At 64.5% G+C, this 21,515-nt stretch carries 20 protein-coding genes; 10 read left to right on the top strand and 10 right to left on the bottom strand.

Annotation, left to right across the window (positions count from 1 at the left end; genetic code table 11):
• Nucleotides 1-99 precede the first annotated feature (99 nt).
• The 4 genes from AC1DQJ_RS13100 to AC1DQJ_RS13085 form a co-directional block, all read right to left on the bottom strand.
• The gene (locus AC1DQJ_RS13100; RefSeq protein WP_477603933.1) at nt 100-297 is read right to left on the bottom strand and encodes a hypothetical protein; all 198 of its coding nucleotides are present in this window, start codon (nt 295-297) and stop codon (nt 100-102) included.
• A 1,203-nt stretch (nt 298-1,500) separates the two neighbouring features.
• Nucleotides 1,501-2,115: a sigma-70 family RNA polymerase sigma factor gene (locus AC1DQJ_RS13095; RefSeq protein ID WP_477603931.1), complete on the bottom strand. Its 615-nt coding sequence runs from the start codon at nt 2,113-2,115 to the stop codon at nt 1,501-1,503.
• A 348-nt stretch (nt 2,116-2,463) separates the two neighbouring features.
• A complete protein-coding gene (locus AC1DQJ_RS13090) occupies nt 2,464-3,918 on the bottom strand; it encodes a hemerythrin domain-containing protein (RefSeq protein WP_477603929.1) in 1,455 nt (484 codons plus the stop codon).
• Between the two features lie 620 nt (nt 3,919-4,538).
• Complete coding sequence (locus AC1DQJ_RS13085; protein WP_477604122.1) at nt 4,539-4,802, bottom strand: hypothetical protein; 264 nt, start codon at nt 4,800-4,802, stop codon at nt 4,539-4,541.
• Here AC1DQJ_RS13085 and AC1DQJ_RS13080 point away from each other — a divergent pair.
• Entirely contained in the window at nt 4,728-6,710 is a 1,983-nt protein-coding gene (locus AC1DQJ_RS13080; protein ID WP_477603927.1) for a catalase, read from the top strand. The two genes, AC1DQJ_RS13085 and AC1DQJ_RS13080, sit on opposite strands and share 75 nt — an antisense overlap.
• A gap of 170 nt (nt 6,711-6,880) precedes the next feature.
• Entirely contained in the window at nt 6,881-7,384 is a 504-nt protein-coding gene (locus tag AC1DQJ_RS13075) for a hypothetical protein (RefSeq protein WP_477603925.1), read from the top strand.
• Nucleotides 7,385-7,619: 235 nt separating this feature from the next.
• Here AC1DQJ_RS13075 and AC1DQJ_RS13070 read toward each other — a convergent pair whose 3' ends face one another.
• From AC1DQJ_RS13070 to AC1DQJ_RS13060, 3 genes are all read right to left on the bottom strand, one after another.
• Complete coding sequence (locus AC1DQJ_RS13070) at nt 7,620-8,339, bottom strand: DUF4142 domain-containing protein (RefSeq protein ID WP_477603923.1); 720 nt, start codon at nt 8,337-8,339, stop codon at nt 7,620-7,622.
• A gap of 200 nt (nt 8,340-8,539) precedes the next feature.
• Nucleotides 8,540-8,758 carry a hypothetical protein gene (locus AC1DQJ_RS13065; protein WP_477603921.1) on the bottom strand — a complete coding sequence of 73 codons (219 nt, stop codon included), beginning with the start codon at nt 8,756-8,758 and terminating at the stop codon, nt 8,540-8,542.
• A gap of 395 nt (nt 8,759-9,153) precedes the next feature.
• A complete protein-coding gene (locus AC1DQJ_RS13060) occupies nt 9,154-9,678 on the bottom strand; it encodes an inorganic diphosphatase (RefSeq protein ID WP_477603919.1) in 525 nt (174 codons plus the stop codon).
• Nucleotides 9,679-9,810: 132 nt separating this feature from the next.
• Between AC1DQJ_RS13060 and AC1DQJ_RS13055 the strand changes: the two genes are divergently transcribed.
• The 5 genes from AC1DQJ_RS13055 to AC1DQJ_RS13035 all read left to right on the top strand — a co-directional run bounded on the left by AC1DQJ_RS13055 (nt 9,811) and on the right by AC1DQJ_RS13035 (nt 14,106).
• On the top strand, nt 9,811-9,996 hold the full coding sequence (locus AC1DQJ_RS13055; protein ID WP_477603917.1) for a DUF3008 family protein: 186 nt from the start codon (nt 9,811-9,813) through the stop codon (nt 9,994-9,996).
• A gap of 32 nt (nt 9,997-10,028) precedes the next feature.
• On the top strand, nt 10,029-10,241 hold the full coding sequence (locus AC1DQJ_RS13050) for a hypothetical protein (protein WP_477603915.1): 213 nt from the start codon (nt 10,029-10,031) through the stop codon (nt 10,239-10,241).
• A 497-nt stretch (nt 10,242-10,738) separates the two neighbouring features.
• Entirely contained in the window at nt 10,739-11,047 is a 309-nt protein-coding gene (locus tag AC1DQJ_RS13045) for a DUF736 domain-containing protein (RefSeq protein WP_477603913.1), read from the top strand.
• Nucleotides 11,048-11,113: 66 nt separating this feature from the next.
• The gene (locus AC1DQJ_RS13040) at nt 11,114-12,121 is read left to right on the top strand and encodes an ArdC family protein (RefSeq protein WP_477603911.1); all 1,008 of its coding nucleotides are present in this window, start codon (nt 11,114-11,116) and stop codon (nt 12,119-12,121) included.
• A 497-nt stretch (nt 12,122-12,618) separates the two neighbouring features.
• The gene (locus AC1DQJ_RS13035) at nt 12,619-14,106 is read left to right on the top strand and encodes an NRAMP family divalent metal transporter (RefSeq protein ID WP_477603909.1); all 1,488 of its coding nucleotides are present in this window, start codon (nt 12,619-12,621) and stop codon (nt 14,104-14,106) included.
• On the opposite strand, the gene AC1DQJ_RS13030 is transcribed toward AC1DQJ_RS13035, so the two are convergent.
• Both AC1DQJ_RS13030 and AC1DQJ_RS13025 read right to left on the bottom strand, forming a co-directional pair.
• Nucleotides 14,049-14,243 (bottom strand): DUF3606 domain-containing protein, encoded by a 195-nt coding sequence (locus AC1DQJ_RS13030; RefSeq protein ID WP_477603908.1) that lies wholly within the window; start codon nt 14,241-14,243, stop codon nt 14,049-14,051. The genes AC1DQJ_RS13035 and AC1DQJ_RS13030 overlap by 58 nt on opposite strands.
• 40 nt (nt 14,244-14,283) lie before the next feature.
• On the bottom strand, nt 14,284-14,517 hold the full coding sequence (locus AC1DQJ_RS13025) for a hypothetical protein (RefSeq protein WP_477603906.1): 234 nt from the start codon (nt 14,515-14,517) through the stop codon (nt 14,284-14,286).
• Nucleotides 14,518-14,571: 54 nt separating this feature from the next.
• On the opposite strand from AC1DQJ_RS13025, the gene ligD reads away from it, so the two are divergent.
• From ligD to AC1DQJ_RS13010, 3 genes are all read left to right on the top strand, one after another.
• Entirely contained in the window at nt 14,572-15,558 is a 987-nt protein-coding gene (gene ligD / locus AC1DQJ_RS13020; RefSeq protein WP_477603904.1) for a non-homologous end-joining DNA ligase, read from the top strand.
• Between the two features lie 926 nt (nt 15,559-16,484).
• On the top strand, nt 16,485-16,775 hold the full coding sequence (locus AC1DQJ_RS13015) for a hypothetical protein (protein ID WP_477603902.1): 291 nt from the start codon (nt 16,485-16,487) through the stop codon (nt 16,773-16,775).
• Between the two features lie 188 nt (nt 16,776-16,963).
• Nucleotides 16,964-19,258, top strand: coding sequence for a DEAD/DEAH box helicase (locus tag AC1DQJ_RS13010; RefSeq protein WP_477603900.1), 2,295 nt, complete (start codon nt 16,964-16,966; stop codon nt 19,256-19,258).
• Here the strand turns inward: AC1DQJ_RS13010 and AC1DQJ_RS13005 are convergent.
• Nucleotides 19,221-21,329, bottom strand: coding sequence for a hypothetical protein (locus AC1DQJ_RS13005; protein WP_477603899.1), 2,109 nt, complete (start codon nt 21,327-21,329; stop codon nt 19,221-19,223). The two genes, AC1DQJ_RS13010 and AC1DQJ_RS13005, sit on opposite strands and share 38 nt — an antisense overlap.
• Nucleotides 21,330-21,515 lie beyond the last annotated feature (186 nt).

Here is a 21,515-nt window from a genome sequence, read left to right as displayed (position 1 = left end):
TTGCAGTGGCTACACACCGCTTCTCGAAGCCCCGCTAAGGGAGCAAAGAACTCCTGCGGCCCTCCGGGGGCCGAGCGCACGCGTCGCGCCGCTTGAGCCTTATCGGGCCGGCCCAGGCCGCTTCTTGCTTTTGAATGTTGCTCCCACGGCGGCCGCGTCCGGCCCGTCCGGTCCGGCCGCCTCCCGCGCCTTGCGCCCCGTGCGCTTCACCGCGCCCGCGGACATCAGCCCTGGACGCTCGCCCAGCGGCTCGGCGGCATTGGCGTTGCGGCCGCGGGTTTGATTTTCCTTCGTCATGGCCACCTCTGATAGCGCTCTGCTGCTGAGCGTTCTGCTGCCGGCCACAACGTTCGTGGCCGGAAAGTTTTCCGCGACCGCATCGCCGGCGCGTCCTGCTCCTAGAGCTTTGCCTCGCTCGTTTGCCGGGTTGGATGGCGCCGGTGTCGATGCCGGTGGAAAGACCGCCGCGATCATCGGTCTTGGAGTCGACCGGGGTGGAATGTGGGCGCAGTTGGCGTCCTTCATCTGGGCTTCTTTGGACAGCTCTTTCCCTGGGTCAGGCCACCTAAGTGCGTCGGACATCTTCTTTTCCGTCACGGCGGAGGTGTCCCGCTTTGGCGCTTCGGCGGCCGGGCTCGTCTGCGGGTTGGCAAGGTGGCTGGCCCTGGCGGCCCAGCCGCCAAGTCAGCGAACGCCGGCGTCCCCAGCGTCGTTTCCGCGTTCGATGTCGTCGCTTTCCCTCCTAACGCCCGGGTCTTGTCCCGACGGGTCAGCTTGGTTCTCGTCTTCCGGTCGGAATGTACGTTGTTCCTGGCCGCCCTGTTGGCCGGCCTGGGCTTGACGTTGGTCCCGGTCGGGTGACTGTTGATTGGGTTGGTTTTGAGCGCCGGGTTGTTCCTGGTCCGTCATTGTTTCCTCCTGTTAATGCAGGTCGAAACGGAGTCGTTCGCTGTCGAGTTCCTTCAGCAGAGCTGGAGCCGCGTCAAAATTGACCTTAAATTTACTTATGTTAACTGGAATTTTCCAGAACCGTCGAGATCTCGACACTGCACTCTTCGGAATGGCCGTGCTTGCGGCGCTGACAAATACTGTTTAGGGCGCGCGAGCGACGCGCCTAGGAATGCGAGCCGCATTGCGCCGATCGCTTCCAACCAGCCAAGAAATCGGCAGTCCACGGCGACGAGTTCATGACCAAAGAAGCTCGCTGCGCCAAATGCGAGGTTGGTCGCCTCCTGATCGAGATCGAGTTCCCCTCTTCGCCCAGACCTTGCCGGCCTCCCGATCGAACTTGCAGCAGGCGTTCTTCATCGTTCCCCGGTCATCGACGCGCCCGCACCATTTGCGCCAGTTGCTCATCAAAGCTTTGCTCTGCCCGCACGCCCACCAGAACGACAACATGGCGCCCAGGCGAGTGTTGATCGGGGCGGGGGCAAGAACCTTCGCTTTCGAACCGCGCCGTGGTGTTCGGCCGCCACCGGGCGACACGGCTTCTGGCGATCCTCATGCGGCACGCTGGGTGGCGTTGATGCCCGCAAGCTCTTTGAGGATCAGGGCCATCGCGCGCGAGGGCGAAATCTCATCTCGTCGAACGCCGCCGTTCTCGATGGTCGCAGCCAGGAGATCGCGCGCCCGGCTCACCCGGCTCTTGATCGTTCCGACCGGACATCTGCAAATGTGCGCAGCTTCGTCATAAGACAGGCCGCCAGCCGCGACCAGGATGAGGGCTTCACGCTGCTCGTCCGCAAGGACATTGAGAGCCCGGCGCACTTCGTCCAGCTCCAGATTTGCGATGGGATCGGAAAGCGTCTGCGATAGGCGTTCGCCCCGTTCCGGCGTGAGCTCTACCCAGCGGCCCGACTTCCGGAGGCTGGAATAGTAGAGGTTGCGCATGATCTTGAACGTCCAGGCCTTGAGGTTCGTCCCAAGGGTGTAGCCGCTGCGGCACTTCAACGCTTTATACAGCGCGTCCTGGGCGAGGTCCTCGGCCTCTGAAGGGTCTCGGCAGAGATAACGGCCGAAAGCGCGCATCTGCGGTATCAATTCGATGAGTTGCTCCATGAACGCATCGCGGTCGATGGAGGCCTGCTCCGGCCCAGCCGGCCTGTCGAGCTGCATTTGTCAGGCTCCACATCCCATTTGATCCTCAGAGCTCTACATCTTGCGGGCTGACGGCACATTTGCATTTGAGGTTCGAGGAGGGCGGCTTGAGAAGCTGAGCTGAGGTCACTGAACGGATCCGTCGCGAACATTTCACATCCCCTTCGCGCCAGAACTGCTGCCCACGGGAGCTTTGCAAGGGCCGCCAACGGTGGTGGGGCGACGAAGACGCCAACGAGCGGCGCGACCGACTTCACCCGTGACGTCAGGCGCTCGACGCGACGGCCCTCGGACAAATGAGGAGCCGCCCACCGGGCGGCTCCAAGTTGGACCAGTCGGAACTGGCCTAGCCTGACCAGGGAGTAGTCAGCGGCGATTTTCCCATCCACGGCGAGCGGCTTCGGCATGTCCGCGGGAATCTCCGAACCAGCCGCCCTGACGGTCGCGATCGTCATCGTCGTCCCGGCTTCTTGAGCGGTAGCTGCGGCGGTCGTCCTCGTCATCACGCGAGCGCCCACGGCTCGCGCCGTCGCGCTCCTCCCAGCCCCGTCGGGCTGCTTCGGCATGGCCGCGGGAATCGCCGAACCAACCACCGCGTCCCCTGCCGTCGTCGTCATCGCGACCGCGAGAGCGATAACCGCGATCGTCGTCGTCGTTGCGTCCGCGCGAGCGTGAACCGCCACGATCGTCATCGCTGACAAACCTGCCGCGGTCATCGCGGTCGCGATCCTGGCCGCCCTGGCTGCGGTAGCTGCCGCGATCGTCGTCGCGGGCGAAGCGCCCGCGATCGTCGCGATCACGATCATCGCGACCTCCGCTGCGATAGCCTCGGTCGTCGTCGCTCATGAAGCGACCGCGGTCGTCACGCTCGCGCTCTTGCGTGCGATAACTGCGCCGATCGTCATCATCGTCGCGCTGGAAGCTTCGGCTCTCCCCGCGGCGTTCGGCCCAACCTCTCCGGGACGCCTCGGAATGACCTTCGGAGTCGCCGTACCAGCCGCGGCCGTCATCGTCATCGCGACCGCGTGAGCGATAGCTGCGATCATCGTCGCGATCGCGTCCGCTGGCGCGGTCGCGACGGTCGTCATCGCTGACGAAGCGACCACGCTCGTCGCGGTCTGATCCTTGTTGTCTCGCCATGATTTCCTCCTGTGAATAGCGATCGCGTCCCGACGGGGGGCGGATCGAGACGAGCGGTGAGGGCGACAATTCGCCCTCGCGCGCTTCCAGAGTCTTCTTCAGTTCGCCGATCTTGACCGCGAGCTCGGGGGTATCGAGGCCAGCGGCCTTCGCTTTTGCGAAGATGCCCTTACCCGGCGCTTCCTCCTCGCCGACGTGGTGCTTGATGTACTCCGACAGCACCTTGACCTTGGCGTCGCGGAATTCGTCTCCGCCGCGCGCCGAAGCCAGGTCCGAAATGAGGACCTTGGCTCCGTCGTGCTCCACCTGCGCTTCGTCGAGTGGCTCCTCATCTTCGGCTGCCTGCCGGCACGCTGGATAGAAGACCATTTCCTCAAGCATGGTGTGGATCGTTAGAGACCTGCAGACCTTCTGAACGATCTCGTCCTTCTTCCGGGCCGAGGCCTTCTCGTATTGAGAGAAGAGCTCCTCCACCCTGCGGTGGTCGCGCTTGAGCAGCTCGATCGCTGACCGGTCGGGCTCCCCGCTCGCAGCGGAGCTGGCGCTTGCGTCCGAAGCAGCCGCCGACAATGCGGTCTTGTTTTCCCCTTCGGCAGTCGCCTGGCCCAGCTGTGTCTGCTCCGAGCTCTTGGCGGCGGCGCTATCAGCATCCTTTCCCGACGCGACTTCCTTTTCGGCCATGCGAACCTCCTTCAAATCATACGCCGCGCCGATGCATGCGCGCCGCCGTGCTGGGAGTGAAAGCATCTCGGATGTCAAAGTTTCAGCGTAACTAGAGAAAATTTCCAGAACTATTATATGTTAATAGCGTAGGCGTAAGATGGTGGCGTAAATACCTCCATCTGATGTAGTGTAGGTTCTCGTGAAAACACAAAAGGTGACGCTTTTTGAGGCTTCCGAGGTCGCGCTTGCCGATACTTTCGCAGACTTTCCGTACCTACGCGGCGCCGCTGATCGGTCCAACCCGCGGCCCCAGTCGCCTGTGACCCAATCAGCGCAGGTCCAGGCCGCGAGCATTATAGGGAGGCGGCGGCGATAGAGCGGGGGCGCGTCAGCGTCTGGCGCACCGTTGCTTCGCGCGGGGACAGGGCCTGCGTTAGGCCGCAGGCGGGGCGACGTAAGGGGCGCCCGGACGGGCAGGCTTAGCCGCGCTCACCAGCCATCATGGACGTATCGCTCCGGGCGTCGCTGCTTTGAGCCACCGGCGGGAACTGTTCCCTCGACGAGGCGCTCCCAAGGACCTTCATAACATTTGTTGCAATCTGGACTTAGCATTGAGCCAGATTTTCGATTTTCTATAGTCAAGCCGTGAACCTATCGATCCCGGTAAAGTTTAAGTCCGGAATTTTCGGCGGGAGTTTTTTATGGCGGACAAGATATATCGCACGCGCAACCCTGGCGAGGGTGGAGAAACTCATTAAACCGTCCAGGGCGACGACGTTGTACTGACAACGCAGCAGGGCGCGCCGGTCGCCGACGACCAGAATACGTTGAAGACCGGAGCGCGGGGACCAGCCCTGCTTGAGGACTTCCATTTCCGCGAGAAGATATTCCACTTCGACCATGAGAGGATCCCGGAGAGGGTCGTACATGCCCGCGGGTTTGGGGCCCATGGATACTTCGAGACAACCCAGTCGTTGTCGGACGTCACTCGAGCGGACATCTTCCAACGGGTGGGCGAGCGCACGCCCGTGTTCGTGCGCTTCTCCACGGTAGCCGGCAACAAGGGCTCATTTGATCTCGCGCGCGATGTGCGCGGCTTCGCCACGAAGTTCTATACCAAAGAAGGTAACTGGGACCTCGTTGGCAACAACATCCCGGTGTTCTTTATCCAGGACGCCATGAAGTTCCCGGACGTTGTTCACGCCGCCAAGCAGGAGCCGGACCGAGGATTTCCCCAGGCCCAGACCGCGCATGACAACTTCTGGGACTTCATCTCCCTGACCCCAGAATCCATGCACATGGTTATGTGGATCATGTCCGACCGGGCGATCCCACGCTCGTTCCGGTTCATGGAGGGATTTGGCGTCCATAGCTTCCGCTTCATCGACTCCGCGGGCGGATCGACTTTCGTGAAATTCCACTGGAAGCCGAAGCTGGGCCTGCAGTCGGTGATGTGGAACGAGGCGCAGAAGATTAACGGTGCCGATCCCGACTTCCATCGGCGCGATCTGTGGGACGCGATTAGTCTGGGCGACCCGCCCGAGTGGGAGCTCGGCGTCCAGTTGTTCGACGACGCCTTCGCCGAGTCCTTCGAGTTCGACGTCCTCGACGCGACCAAAATCATTCCGGAAGAACTGGTTCCGGTGCGCATCGTCGGGCGGCTGGTTCTCGATCGCACCGTAGAAAACTTCTTCGCCGAGACAGAGCAGGTCGCATTCTGTACGCAGAACGTGGTTCCGGGCATCGGCTTCTCGAACGACCCACTGCTTCAGGGCCGCAACTTTTCGTATCTGGACACCCAACTGAAGCGGCTCGGCGGCCCCAATTTCACCCATCTGCCGATCAACGCGCCGAAGTGTCCGTTCGCGACATTCCAGCAGGACGGACACATGGCGATGGTCAATCCGACCACCCGAGCCAATTACGAACCCAACAGCTGGGGCGTGGGGCCGCGGGAAAGCCCTGAGCGCGGTTACAGGCACTTTGCGTCCGAGGAGGCCGGGCAGAAGCTGCAGGTCAGGCCCGCCTCGTTCGCCGACCACTACAGCCAGGCGCGCCAGTTCTATGTCAGCCAGGAGCCGATCGAGCAGAAGCACATCGCCGACGCCTTCACCTTCGAGCTGTCCAAGTGCGAACGACCCGACATCCGCGAGCGCATGGTCTCCCATCTGCTAAACATCGACGAAGGCATGGCGCAGAAGGTCGCCACGGGCCTTGGGCTCATCCAGATGCCAGAGCCCGCCCCGCCCGCCAGCTCGATCATGGACCTGCCCCCGTCGGATGCGCTCAGCATCCTCAAGCGGCCGCATCCTGGCCTGAAGGGCCGCAAACTCGGCGTCCTGCTCACCGACGGCGCCAGCGCCGCCGTGTTCAACGCCCTGGCCGAAGCGGCTGCCGCCGAGGGGGCGCTGGTCGAGGTGGTGGCGCCCCGGATCGCCGGCGCGCTGCTCGACGACGGGACCGCCGTGGCCGCACAGCAGAAAATCGACGGCGGGCCGTCGGTCCTCTACGACGCCGTGGCCGTGCTGGTTTCACTCGCATGGGCCGAACCCCTGAGCCTAGACAAACCCTCGAAGGACTTCGTCAGCGACGCCTTCGCCCACTGCAAGTTCATCGGGTTCAACGCCTCCGCGCAGCGGCTCCTTGAAAAGGCTGGGATCGCCGCTGTGGACATGGACGATGGCCTCTTGCTGCTGGACGAGCCCAGCGATGTCGCCGGCTTCATCGCGGCCTGCCGGCCCATGCGATTGTGGACCCGTGAGCTGCTGACTGACCTCGATGCACAGGTCGCGGCCGCACCGCCGGCCTAGGAGGGCCGATGAGCGTTGCCGACGGGGGGCTGGACCCCGCGCCGGTTCCACTTTTTCAATAGAGTTCGCATGTCCCAAGTTTCGTTCTGTTGTTCAAATCGAGTTGCAGATTGCCCGGTCAACCCGCGGGCCGCTCTGGCGGGGGTGGTATGATCCCACAGCGCCTGAGTATGGCTGACGGCGTGCATGCCGAGCGGACTGGCAATCGCGAACAATGGCTGACAAACCTAGCCGTGCTTCTGCGCCCGTGGTTTGAGCGCCAGGGCCTGGATATCCCCTTGCGCGTCCGGTTGGGCGTGGGCGCTCTGTCGCCGAGCCGCCGGGTCCTTGGTGTCTGCCACACTCTCGCCGACCGCGACGGCTATCGGCACATCACGATCTCGCCGTTCATCGACGACCCGATCGTTGTGGGGGCGGTCCTCGTGCATGAACTGATCCACGCGATCCTGCCCGAAGAGGAAAATCATGGCGTCCGGTTCGCCGCAGCGGCGCGACGTCTCGGCTTCAAGGCGCCCTTCACCCGCGTGGCGCCGGGGCCCGAACTGAGGGACCTGCTGACCGAACTGGTCCGGCGCGTGGGCCCATATCCGCACAAGGCGCTGTGCTTGCCTGGCGGCGAGGCGATGTCCGGATCGCTCGGCGAGCCTCAGCCGATGCTCGCAGCCGCTCGCTAGGTGTCGGGCGCTGCGGCTGACGCCGGCGGCATTTTCGGGACGCAGGCGACTGGGTTGCAACACTGGCAGGTTGGCCGTGCAAGCCGGCAAGCGGAACTTGGAGGGGTGATAATTTCGATCCTGGGCGCCCTGCACAGGTTCAGTTCGCGGGGCGCACGGTTGGCGGGCGCAAGGCGGCAGCGCGCTCCCGCCCGGCGCGCCGCCGCGGAAATCACCCCTGGGGTTTGGGCATCGGCTAGTGCGGCGCCGCGCCGGATTTGAGCTGCTTCACATGGTCGAGGTGGCTCTGGATCTTCGGCGCAGCCCCGGCGGCCGCCTTTTTCAAGCCGGCGTCGTCGCCATTGTCGGCGTAGCCCTGCATTAGGGTCAGCGCTTCGGTATGGGCGGCTTCCTGCTGATCAAGGTACACGCGGTCGAAGTCCGCCGCGGGCGCGGCGTTCAGGTTGTCGATCAGGCCCTTGCGGCGTTCGTCCAGGCCGGCGGGAGGCGTTTTGCCGGCCGCCGTGATCAGCGGCTTCATGGCGTTGGACATCGCGGTGTGGTCGCTGACCATCACCTTGCCGAAGTCCTTTACCCCAGCCGACTGACCCTTCTTTTGGGCGATCTGGCCAGCCTGGATTTCGTACATGTCGCTGATGGCGGCATTGGTCACGAATGCATCGGTGGAGACCTGGCCCGCGGTCGCGGCCGCGGCGGTTCCGACAGCAGCGGAAGTCGCGTCCTGAGCTGAGTTGACGGCCTGGTTCGATGTGCCGGCATCGGCCGGATCGGCGACCTCATCCTTTTGCTGGCAGCCGGCGATGGCGAGGGCGGCGACTAGCGCCGCGCTAAAGGTAATGCGGTTCATCCGTATGCTCCTCGCTAAACAGGCTTGAGGGAATGTCGCGCACAACGCAGTTGCGGCGGGAGAATGGACTTCTCGAGAAGCGATCAGACGCGAAGGACCGTGGCTCATCGGGCCCGTCCTGGCGCTGCAGCCGCACCACAGCTCGATCTGCTTGCGCCGCTAGGGCTTGCGCCATTGCGCTCGGCGCCCTCATGGCGGCGTCCTGATTGAACCCGCGTTGGGAGTGGTCGCGTCTTGGACCACGCCAGCCGCTGGCCGCATCTTCGCCGGGACTTGCATGCTCTGTCCGCAGGCGTGGTGCTCCGCGCTCACGCCAGCCAGTCCAAATCGTCCGCCATCGACAGCGCCGCCTCGAAGCGTCCAAGGAAGCCATTGCCGGACAACAGGTCATGGCCGTAGGGGCTGGCGGTGCTGAAGGCCATGATGACCGCCTCCTGCGAGTCCTCGCAGTCCAATGATGCCTCACCGACCGGCGCGGCATCCGGACCGTAGACCACCAGCCAGAATTTCGAACCCGACGCTGACATCAGCGCTCTCCCCGGAACGTGCCGCTGTGCCAACGAAGTTGCGGCGTGACCGTTCCGAAACTCGGAGATGCCGAGATTGAAAAAGTGTCGGAATAACAAATGATAAGGCGAGGTTCTTCCCGCCAGGGGCTGACGTCGGTCACCTCGACAGCTGATCCTGAGCGCCGCTGCAAGTTGCTAGCGGGGCCTGTTGGTCCGGGCGCTTGAACCCTACCGATGCGGCCGGTGCGCGGACGGTTTTGCCTCCCTAGGGGGGCCGGGTCCGGCGCAGCTCTCGACGATGCCGGCGACGGCCAGATCATTGATGCTGTCGAGGATTAGCAAACCGACGCCGCTAGTCGCCCAGGCCCTCAATGGTGGCGGCTTCCTCGTCCTTGGCTACGCCTCTCTCCTTGCTATGACCGCGCGGTGTCTTTGACTCGCTGCGCAGCCTTCCCGCCATTCTCGACCCCGATGATTGTAAAGCCGACACCCCGCAGAGCCTCGTACTGGCTCCAGAAGCTGGTGAGCGTCTCGAGAAACCCGGGAGCGAGATCCTCAACCGCCTTTGTCGCCGCATAGCTCAGCGATTCCTTGGCCACGCCGAGGAGGCGATCGTTGCGAGATGTCTTGTCATCTTCCGACTGTTGCGCCTCGATCACGCCGATCGATCTGACCTCGACCATTACGCCCATGGGCAGCGGCTCATCATGCAAAATCATGATGTCGAGGGGGGCGCCATCTTCGGCCCGTGTCCCGGGAACGAAGCCGAAATCCACCGGGAAGCTCATGCCGGCAGGCAGGAGCCGTTTGAGCGTGAACGCCTGCAACTCAGCATCGAAGGCGTATTTGCCGCGCGCGCCCTGACTGCACTCGACGATCGCCCGGCAGGAGCGCGCCTTGGTGTTCAGCTCATGGGGCAGGGCGGTCAGGTCGGTCATGGCGGGGATCTCGTTCGCATTCTCTTCCCAACTCTGCCCATCGAATTGAGTTCAGGGTGCACGTAGCGGCGCGACGTTGAACCGCGATGGCGGCCCGGCGTTGGTTCTACTTCGCCGACCGGAGAGATTCTCATGCCCGCCAAGTCCGCCGCGCAACAAAAGGCCGCCGGGGCGGCGCTTTCAGCCAAACGGGGCGACACCCCAAAGGCCAAGCTCAAAGGCGCGTCCAGGCAGATGGCGGACTCGATGAGCGAAAAACAACTCGCCGACTTCGCGCACACCAAGCGCAAGGGCAAACCCGAGCACGTGAAATCCTGATGCTCGCGGGGCTTGCAGCGAGAGGGCGCACAATGCAGCCGGCTGTGATCAAGACCGCCGGCTATCTGGTCTCCTGCGTTAGCGTCGCTCTCCTCGGCTGGGCGGCCTATCCGGGTGCGGAGAAGGCCGGGCTTTTGCCGGCTCTGTTCGCGGGGATGGCCACCTCCCTAGTTGGTATGGCGCTGCGCTGGCTCTCCTATAACGTCGAGAAGCGGCGCGAGCCGCAAGGTGGCGCACAGGCTTGAGCTCCCCCCGCGCCGAGGGTGAGATCACATCAGATCAAGCCACTTCTCCGGTGGGCGCTGCCCCGCCGAGACCCGCCGCGCCGAGGGCGGTCGGAGGAGCGGCGGCAGATAGCCGGTCTTTACGAATGCATTGCGACCCCAGTTCTCGTCGAATCCGTCATTGTGCGGGCTGCCAAACAGCCCTTCGCCTGGACCTGAGAGGGAGCGCGATAGAGGCGGGGACGGCTCCGATCTTTCTGACCAATCCTGCTCCGACGCGGCTCTTGGCTGTGACCTGGCCGGGGATTTGGCTTCGCCCCTCGCTCGGTCGCAACGGCGGCGTCGGCGTCTTTCCCCTGCGCGTACGCGCATTCCTCGCGAGGCAAAGACCCCGCCGCTTCGCCGTCCTGCGCTGACGCTGCGGCCCTGCGGGTGCGTCCGGTCAAGGCCCCCGGCTCCCCAGGTCGCCATCGAGGCCGCGATCGGCGCGGACTTAAAGCAGGAAACGGAGACATTCCATGGCCACAATCGGCGCTTTTCAGAAACAAGCCGACGGTTCCTACCAAGGCTCGATCAGCACTCTCACCTTGAACGTCAAATCCGCCGAGTTCCGTCCAACGGGGAACGCGAGCGGCAAGGGCCCGGACTTCCGAATCTTCATCGGCCAGACCGAAATCGGCGCAGCCTGGCAGAAGACCTCGCGAGAAGAGCGCCCCTACCTCGCGGTCAAACTCGACGACCCGAGCTTCGCGGCCCCCATCTACGCCTCTCTGGTGGAGGCTGACGCCGGCCACAGCCTCATCTGGTCGCGCAGCCGCGCCGACTAAGGCCCAGCGCGCTCCGCCAAGGCGGGGCGCCGCTCCCCCACAAGTTCAATTCGACAGGAGGCCGCCATGGCGCGCCCGACCGAAGAAACTCGCCCAGATCTCTACGCCCGCGTCACCCACGCCATCATCGCCGACCTCGAAGCTGGGGTCCGCCCTTGGACCAGGCCTTGGTCAACCGAGCACCTGGCCGGATCGATCTGCCGGCCGCTGCGGCACAACCTTCAGCCCTACAACGGCGTCAACGTCCTGCTGCTTTGGGCGCAGGCCTGCGCCAGCCGATACGCCGCGCCCGTCTGGATGACCTTCCGCCAGGCGCTGGAACTTGGCGGCTGCGTGCGCAAGGGCGAGCACGGCACGACCGTGGTCTACGCGAGCAGCATCGCGCGCAACGAGACTGGCGAGGGCGGCGAAGACGTCGAGCGCCAGATTCCGTTCCTGAAGGCCTACACCGTCTTCAACGTCGATCAGATCGACGGTCTGCCGACGCAGTTCCTGATCCAATCCGCGTCGCAACTGGAGCCGCGCCAGCGCATCGACAGAGCAGAGATGTTCTTCGGCAATCTGCGCGCCAACATCCGAAACGGAGGCCATCAGGCCTACTACGCGATCCATTCCGACTACGTGCAGGTTCCGCCGTTCGAGTGCTTTGCAGACCCCGAAGGTTATTACGCGACGCTGGCTCACGAGTGCACGCACTGGACGCGTCATCCGACCCGCCTGGACCGCGACTTCGGCCGTAAACGCTGGGGTGACGAGGGCTATGCGCGCGAAGAGCTGGTAGCCGAGCTCGGAGCGGCGTTTCTCTGCGCGGACCTAGGCCTGGAGCTGACGCCCCGCGAAGATCATGCGGCCTATCTGGCTTCGTGGCTCGAGGTGCTGAAAGGCGACAAGCGCTTCATCTTCAGCGCGGCGGCTCACGCGCAACGCGCTGCAGACTTCCTGCATCAGCTGCAGCCGGGCGGGGAGCGCGCCGTGAGGCGCGCCGGCGACCTGCCTCAGGCTAGCTTCAATGGGCTCCGAGATGACAAGCAGAGGGAGCATTCCGGGACTATGGTCGGGCATCTCGCTGTTTAATATGACGTAATTACCGCGGCGCGTTGGAACCCCCGAAACGATCCTTCAGTTCTGAGTTTCGTTCGGTGGGCCAGCAGCGCGGTTCATCCTGTCCTTCCTTGATCCGCTGCTGAGGGCGAGAGCGCCGGCGTTTCTAGCTGGCGCTGTGGCCCCCCGTTGTGCAGCGGGGGGCCACACTCCGTGGGGGCCCCAAACGGCGACCCGTCCGGCTTGAGGAGATCTTTTCACGTACGCGGAGCCAGCTCGCTCTGGTGGCCCCCCGCTTCACCCAGCTTGCAGCTCAACTCGACCAGATAGAGGACCTGAAAGATCCAGCTGCAGAGACGCTTTGGGCCTTGGCCAGCTGAGCGACTTGCAGAAGCGGAACTGAAACGAGTTCAGTCTGTTGCCGCTTTCTGGAGGAGAGCCATGTTCGCGAACACCCCACTCTCTCGAACGGCAGCGCCGTTGGGTCAGGCCGCCTTGCGGCACATCGCCGTGCGATAGGGGCGCGGGCCATGCCGCGCGACACAGGCCTCGCGGTCCGACCGTCAGTTCGGCCCTCGTTGGGCCGCCGAATTCGTTCGGTTGCGCTCTTCAGCCAGCTCGGCCCGGGCCTGGTCACCGGGGCCGCGGACGATGACCCTAGCGGTATCGCCACCTACTCCCAGACCGGCGCCCAGTTCGGCTATGGCCTGCTCTGGACCATGGTGCTGACCTATCCGCTGATGACGGCGATCCAACTGGTTAGCGGCCGGATCGGACGGGTCACGGGCTGCGGCCTGGCGCGCAATATGGGGGAGGTGATCCCGCGTCCCGCGGTCACCGCCCTGGTCGCACTGCTGTTCATCGCCAACACCATCAACATCGGCGCCGACCTCGCCGCCATGGGCGCGGCGGCCGAACTGCTGGCAGGTTGGGGCGGCCACCTCTTCACCATCGGCTTTGCGCTCTTTTCGCTGCTCCTGCAGATGTTCGTGCCCTACAGGCGCTACGTTCGCTTCCTCAAATGGCTCACTCTGGTCCTGTTCGCTTATGTCGCGGTGCTCCTAATCGTGAAGCTTGACTGGGACGCTGTGGCCAGGGGACTCATTGTCCCGGACCCCGCTGTCTTCGCCTCCAAGGACGCCGTCACGACCATCGTCGCGATCTTCGGCACCACCATCAGCCCCTACCTCTTCTTTTGGCAGGCGGCGCAGGAGGTTGAGGACGTCAGCAACGACGCCGCGGCCAAGCCGCTGACGGACGCCCCAGAACAGGCTCGGCCAGAACTGAAGCGGATCAGGGTCGACACCTTCGTCGGCATGGCGGTGTCAAATGTGATCGCGCTCGCCATCATGATCTCGACCGCCGCCACCCTACACGCCAACGGCGTCACGACGATCAATACGGCTGCGGACGCGGCCAAGGCGCTTGAGCCCGCCGCAGGACCCTTTGCCTTCTTGCTCTTCGCGCTCGGAATTGTCGGCACGGGGCTACTTGCCATTCCGGTCCTGGCCGGCTCAGCCGCCTACGCCGTCGGAGAGACCCGAGGCTGGACATGCAGCCTTGAGAACAAGCCCTGGGAGGCGGTCGGCTTCTACGCGGTCATAGGCGCCGCGACCCTGCTGGGAATAGCCATCGACTTCTCGGGCCTCGACCCGATCAGGGCGCTCTATTGGAGCGCGGTGATCAACGGGGTGATCGCCACGCCGATGATGGTGGTGATGATGCTGGTCGTCTCCCGCCGCGATCCGATGGAGGAGTTTCGGGCGGGCCGAAGGCTGCGCCTGTTCGGATGGCTCGCGACCCTGGTGATGGCGGGCGCGACCTTGGCGATGCTAGTCAGCATGTTGATCGGGGGGCGGGATGAACGAGATCGTCGCAACTTCTTCGGTACGCATCCGGGCAGCACCGCGGCAGCTAGGGAATTAGCGCCAACTTCGGCTTGGCGACCGCCGGCACAGGATCAGATATCCATCGCCTGGGTTGATCGGCCCAGGAAAAGGGCAACCGCGACCGGCTGAGGGCCGACTTTGTCAACGGCCTCGGCCAGTTCCACTTCGCTGCACTGCAGCTTGTCCGTCATCTCGCGCACCTTGGCCTCATTCGAAAGGTCGATTGGCTCGTGCGGGTCGACGGTCTTCGGCTCATCGGGTCGCATGGCGATCTCCCGTGACTAGCCTCCCCGCGGGGAAAGCGCCCTAGTGCTTTTCGCGTTCCATTAACGATTTCAGCATGGCCGTAACCCTCGTCAGGCGCACGCTACACTCCGCCGACAGGGGCTCGTGGCGGGCCACGTCATGATGCAAAACGGCGGCAAGATCGCGCTTGTCGACCGCTTGCCCGCAGCTCTTACAGAGATAGTAGTGCTGCGCGTCCGTGGGGGTCCGGGCTCCGACGTACTTGCCTACATAACCGAGCTTCGGATTGAGCATGGAACCAACCTCCGTCCTCGGCTTTCAGACTCGCCGGAGAGGCGGGAGGTTCCGATGGCCGAGGAGAGAAGTCGGTCACAACGCCAATACGTCCCGGCGAAAATGCCAAGTGTGTTCTTGCCATTCCAACACCCTCGCCTGGTCGCGGCGCCGCCTGACGGCGTGCGATGGATTCATGAGGTCAAGTTCGACGGCTATCGGGTGCAGCTGCACGTGCGGGGCGGCGCGGTGACGATCTTCACGCGCAACGGCCATGACTGGACCGCGAAGTTTCCCGAATTGGCCCACGACCTTGCCGTATTGCCCGACTGCATCCTCGATGCTGAGCTCTGCGCGCTCGACCCACAAGGCCATGCCGACTTCTCACGCCTGCACGCGTCGATCGTGCCGGGCCGCACGGCCGGACTCGTCGTCTTCGTTTTCGACATTCTGTGGGGCAAGGGTGAGGACCTCCGGCCCTATACGCTCACGGGCCGGCGGCACGTCCTTGAGGAGGTCTTGGGCTTCTCGTACAGCGAGCGGATCCGCGACGTCGAAAGGTTCCCGAGCGGTGGCCGTCCCTTGCTGGCATCGGCCTGCAAGCTCGGATTGGAAGGGGTCGTCTCCAAGCTCCTCGACGCGCCCTATAGCGCCGGGAAGTGCGACACCTGGGTCAAGGTCAAGTGTCGGCCCTCGCAAGAGGTGGTGATTGGCGGTTGGAAGCAGGCGTCGCTCAGCCCGTTCAAGGCGCTGCTCGTCGGCGTTTACGATAAGGGCCGATTGACCTATGCCGGCAGCATCAAGGCCGGCTTCTCTGCCCCCGGAGATCTACTGGCCCGCCTGAAGGCGCTGGAGACTTCCGTCTCTCCTTTCGTCGCCGGCGAGCAGCCGCGCAAGACCGCGGACATCCATTGGACCCGGCCAGAACTCGTGGCCGCCGCCGAGATCGCCGAATGGACCGCCAGCGGCCAGCTGCGGCAGGCCAGCTTCAAAGGACTACGCGAGGATAAGCGACCTGAGGAAGTCGTGCGCGAACCCATTGAAGTGGCCGGGAACCAATGAGCCGGAAGGCTGTTCTGTGCCCGTCGTCCATTCTTTTCCCGGGTGGACGCGCCGCCTTGGAGCGGAGGGGCCCCGTCGGTGTGTTCCGCAGGACAGCCGGCGGGGTTCGGCTCGCACCCTTCTTAGCTGGATCTCCGATACCTATCGAAGGTTAGCCGTATGCTGCGGCCCCATAGCAGTCCAAAACGCAACGCGGCGTTGCACCGTCGCCGACATCTCGATCTGGCGCATGCTTAGCCGACTGCTTGGCGGAAGACCGCTTCCACATTGTAGCCGTCAGGTCAAAGACGAAGGCTGCGTAATAGCCGCCCGGATAGCCACCAGCCCTCAGGCCAGGAGCGCCGTTGTCGGTCCCGCCCGCCCTTAAGGTGTCCTTGTGGAAGGCGTCGACTTGGTCGCACGACTGCGCCCTGAACGCGATGTGCTGACGCACTCAACGGGCGTAGGAGGCGATTCTCCCCCGCCCACGCCGCTCCCGCACGTTAGCGACGGCCCCTTCGTGACGGGCCAGCGACCTGTGGCCCGGGCCGATGTCCAATTGAAGGCTGCGGCCCGCGACTTCGCCGCGCCGGGCCACGACCATCGCATCGCCCGGCAGCCATGCGGTTTATGTCAGCTAGCGCCGGACGGTCGGGGTCCTCATCGAAATGGCCGCAGAGCCGCCGCAGGCCGCAGCAGCCCGGTGGCCGGAGTTATGGACCCGAGCTGAGCAACCTGGCGGGTGAGCTCTAGATTGTCCTGGTCGGTGACATCAATCGGGCCGTCACGATGCCCCTCCAAATCTCCAGACGCTGAGCGCCGGAGCCGGATCGTTTCCAGAGCCATCGCCAATGGCGTAATGAGAAAGATAGCCGCGCCTTCCTGACGCAGTTCGCGCGTCGACTTCCCCACGGTAGCAACGCACGCGAGTCAGCTAGTCATGCGCCATGCTGATCGACACGGCCGCTCTGGCGCTGCGCACTCAAAGGCAACTAGAACTATGCTACGGGACGTTCACCCGCCGTGTGGAAGTCCATGCCCTCGGCTACTCCAAGACGGGGCGGCCCGTCCTGCGCGCCTGGATACGCAGTGGCCGCTGGGGCGAGGCGAAAAGCTGGAAGCTCCTCGATCTGGCCGATGTCCAGGAGGCGGAAGTCTCGGGCGAGGCCTCGATCGCGCCGCGTCGCGGCTACCGCCGCGGCGACCCTGCCATTGCACGCATCGTCTGCGAGCTCTGAGGCGACCAGCTTCTCGCCGACGCCCATAGTTGCGGATGACCGCCTGGCGCCAGGAGCAGAAGTTGGGATCGCGCCGCACAGCGGACATTCAGCAGTCCTGACGAGCAGGCGACCTCACAACCATCGGTCGCGCAAGCGCATGACAGCGTTCCGAGCTCGGGCTAAACGAGGGCACGTTGGGGGACGACATGGCCGATGCAGACATTGACGACCTAAGCTTGGATCGCCTGCCGCCGGATCTTCGCACTTGGGCCAATAGCCAGGGCTGGATGGGACTGCGGCCGGTCCAGGCCAAGACTTGGGACTGGTTCGACGGCAACGCGCTGGCCCACCATGACCTTATCGTCTGCGCCCCCACCGCCACCGGCAAGACTGAGGCCGTATTCCTGCCTCTTCTTGCCCAGCTCGGCGAGTGGGATGGCAACGGCTTTGAGGTCCTCTACATCTGCCCGCTAAAGGCGCTGATCGATCAGCAGACCGCACGGCTGACGCCGCTCTTCAAAGCCAAAGATCGGCCGGTCACTGCTTGGCACGGAGAGGCGCGGGCTGGCCGCGCCGCTGCGGAGCGCCGGCCTGAGGGCCTGCTGATCATCACCCCGGAATCCCTTGAGGGCCTGCTCCGGCGCGGCCATGCCAAGGCCATGTTCGCGGGCCTGAAGGCCGTGGTGATCGACGAATTGCACGCCTTCTTCGGCACACCCCGCGGGGTTCAGATCATCGCCCAACTTGCCCGCCTGGATGCCGCCTTGGGCCGCCGAGTCGCGCGCATAGGCCTGTCGGCCACCTTGTCCGACGATGTCGAGGACGCCGCGAAGAACTACCTCCGGCCGCCCACAAAAGGCCGGGTCGCGGTGGTAAGCGACGATACGCCGATCACCCAGATCACCTTCGAGGTGCGGGCCTTCATCGACGAAGCGGCGACCGCTGAAGCGCCCCGCAACGCCAAGACCCAGCTTCTGGAGAATTTGCGGACCTCGATCGCCGAGCCAATGGTCGAGGATGGCGGAGTGCGCAAAGCGCTGGTGTTCTGTAATTCGCGCGCGATGGTGGAGTGGTGCGCCACCGAATTGCGCACACCTCGGTCCGGCATCGACGGCGTGGACTCTCCTGATCTGTCCCATCTGGTGCTTCCCCATCACGGATCGCTCGACCGCGACCAGCGCAAGGCGGCTGAGGCGGCTTTACGTGACCCGGACCGCGTCACCCTGGTAGTCAGCAGCCCCACCCTCGAGCTCGGCCTCGACGTCGGCGACATCGAGCACGTCGTCCAGGTCGATCCGGGGCCAAGCGTTGCATCGTTACGGCAGCGCCTCGGCCGATCGGGCCGACGGGCTGGAAAGCTCTCGCGTTTGACCTTGCTCGTGCGCGAGGAACTCGGCGGCGATGACGCCCACCCTTTGGCCCGACTCCACGTCTCCCTGGTCCAGGGTCTGGCGCAACTGGTCTTGGTCCACGACCGGCGCTTCGAAGCCCCGACCCCGGGGGCGCTGAATCTGTCGACCTTCGTCCAGCAGACCCTGTCGATGGCCTCGGAAGGCGTGACCCGCGACGATCTCGACCAGATCTTACTCACCAACGGTCCCTTCGTTGATCCCGAAACCGAGCTCTATGGTGCCTTGATTGAGCGGCTCGGCCGGGAGGCCGATCCCGATCTGCCGGGAGTGCGGCCGTTGTTGCGGCCGCCAACCGATGACCTGCCGTCATGGGGGCTAACCCCAGACGGCGAGTCGATCACCAACAGCCCGAGCTTCGGCGCGGCCTTTGACGGAGGCTGGCAGTTCACAGTGCGCGCGGGCGGCGAAATCCTCGGCCAGATCCCCGGCGGCCACAATCTTAAGGCCGGTGACCCGGTGTTCTTCGCCGGTCGCCGCTGGGCTGTGCAGGCCATTATCGATCGACCGCCGACCGTGCTGCTGCAGCCTTCCGGCGGCGGCCGGCCACCCCGGTTCGCAGGGACGCCGATCTCGCCGAGCGGGCTGGTCGTCCAGACCATGCGCGGCCTGCTCAGTGGAGCCCGGGCTCTCCCCGCGATCCAATTGGACGGCACGGCGACCTCACTCTGGCAGGAGGCGCGCACCGCCTACGAGGCCCTGGACCTCGACACGGAGCCCTGCCTAGCGTGGGAAGACGACGTCCTGGTATTGCCGTGGACTGGGCCTCGCGCTCAGGGCACCCTGATCGCGGCCCTTCGCCATCTCGGCGTGAACGCCGGCCCCGCCCACGTCGGCATCGTGGCGATCGGCCAGACGGTCGGGGCCGTGAAGGCGGCCCTCGCCAAGATCGCTACCTGGGACGGACTGCCGCCAGCCGACGACCTGGTTCGCAGTCTCCGCAGCCCCCGTTTCGAGAAGTTCGACGGGGAGCTCGGCCCCTACTTGCAGCGCCGGAACTACGCGTCGGCGAGACTTGACGTCGAGGCTGCAAGGACGGCCGCAACGCAGGCGCTCAAGCCGTCACCACCGGCGATGCCTCTGGCCCAATAACTAGGAATCCGGCGTCAACCTTCTGCGCCGTCATCTGCAGATCGGCCAGCAGCGCAGACAGCAGCCGGTAGGACATGACCTCCTGATGCCCCTCCTGGCCATTGGCCAAAAGCCTGCGCGCTTCGCGCCAATGAGCCTCCGTTACATGCGGCTGCAGGACGACAAGGCGTCGGTCATCGAAGAAGTGGGTCGCACGCAGGGCCGCACAAATCTCCGTCATGGCCGTGGCATGGGCGTCGCCGATCACCCGAACGCCATCACGCCAAAGCCGGGGCTCTCCCGCCTTTCGGTCTTCAAGTTCCTCCGCCAACAGCTGTCCGTCGAAGTAGCGCAGGTTCTTGCGCGCCTGGCTGACCACCACTTCATAGGCGGCCACCGAGATCTCCCGATTTTCGGAATCTGACCCGGCCCCCTTGGCATGGACCAGCCACAAGCGCCGGTCATCTGGTGCGTAGAAAATGAAGTCGGCGATCTCACCGGCCCCGTCATCGCAGAGCGCCCAGAGAGGCCCCGTCAGCGCTGGGATTTCGGCGGGCAAACGTTCAAGGCACCAGTCCAGGAGCGATCGCTGCTGCCCAATCGCCTCTAGGTCGGCGACATCTTTATCCCCCTTCGCCGACTTCTTGGTCGGCTTCTCCTTCTTCAGCTCCACTTCACCGGCGTTCACTGTGAAGGTGCGCCACGCCCACGCGTCGAAGCGGACATCGCGGTACTCAAGAACGCTCACCTGGCGGTCCGCCAGGATGTGACCCGTCTTGTACCAGACCGCCAAACGCCGGCTGAGGCCGTCCCCCTCGATCAGGGATTCGAACAGCTCGAGGTCTGGATTGGTCGGCGAAACCTGGAATTCGCTGCTCACCGACAGCGCCACCCCGTCGGCTTCCACCACCGGCGTGACGGTCAGGATCATCAGCAGGACGCCCCGGCGCGATACCTCCACGGTGAAGCTGGGCGTTCCGGCGATCGCCGCTCCGAGCTTGACCTCACCGTCGGCGAACCACGCCAACTCCTTGTCCGCCTTCAGCGACGCGTCGCCGGCCTGGACGCCGGCGCCATCCTCCGACAAAGGATCGAGGTCGCTGAGTGGGCGGAAGGCGACCTCGAATGCCGTCTCCGCCTTCTGGATCTCGTCGGGCTCCGACGTCTTGGCGAGGTCGCGAAACCCCTTCTGACCCAGGCCCGCGGCTGCGACGTTCGCCAGGTTCACGCCTTCCAGCCGGGCAAACAACGCGTTCAAGGTCGTAGAGAGCTCCCCGATCCGCTTACCCTTGTGCGACCAGACCCGCTGCTGTTTCAGCGACAGACCTAGGAACTTCGGGGTCTGGTTCTCGGCGATCGACACCGCGGAGGTCAGCCGGAAGGTCTGGTCGGAAAACGGGTCCATGGCCTCCTTCAGATCGAGACCCATCAAGCTCTTGCGGTTCGGCTTGGTCTTGACCGCCCGATGTAGCCCCCAAAGGGCGGCCTGCCGAGCCTCCCCCTCTAGGCAGACCGCCTGAAGCGCCCTGTCATCGAACGGAACACCGCAAGGATCACCGGACAGGGTCGATCCAAACCGCCCGGCCGTCACAAACTCCCGCAGCCGCGCCGCCACCGCGTCCTGGGTCGCATGTACAATGAGCCGCCCCGGCCGCTGGGCCGGACCGGCGGCCGCCCCAATCAGCGCCAGGTGCCAGATCCTCTGACGAAACGCCGCCTTCGGGTCATCGACCACATCGGCGTCATCACCGTCTCCATCGAAGGGGAGCGGCGGTGCTGACCGTTCTAGCCAGGATGGTGCGGTGTCTAGCTGGTAAACGGCCCCGGTATAGATCCAATCGCCCACAGCCTGGGGCGCCAGGCTCTCCACCGTTTCGACGCCTTTGCGAAGATTTCCCGTCGCAGGATCGACGCTGACCAGGGTCTCGATACGCGCATAGAGGCTGTCGGCCACGACCTGGGGCGTGCGACCGTCCGCGATCTGCAGCGGAAACAGCGCCACAGAAGGGTTGAGATCCAGCACCGTCAGCAGTGATTCAATCATACCGATCCCATCCCACGTCATCGCCCAATCCACCTTACGGTCCAGCAAGATGTTGCGCCGGTAAAGTGAAGCTTTAGGCGGACCTGCGACAACTGATGCGCTTCGGCCTATCGCGTAATGTCGGACCTAGCCGAGTTGGATGCCTGGCCGGAGAACCGATGCCGAGCGCCGATCACTCAGGTCGAGCCCCACGCGACCGACGCCGAACGGGACGAGGCGTGGAAGCGCATCCAA

It is taken from the genome of Phenylobacterium sp. P4_E10, from assembly GCF_056401675.1.
This window is presented reverse-complemented; position numbering and strand designations above follow the sequence as displayed.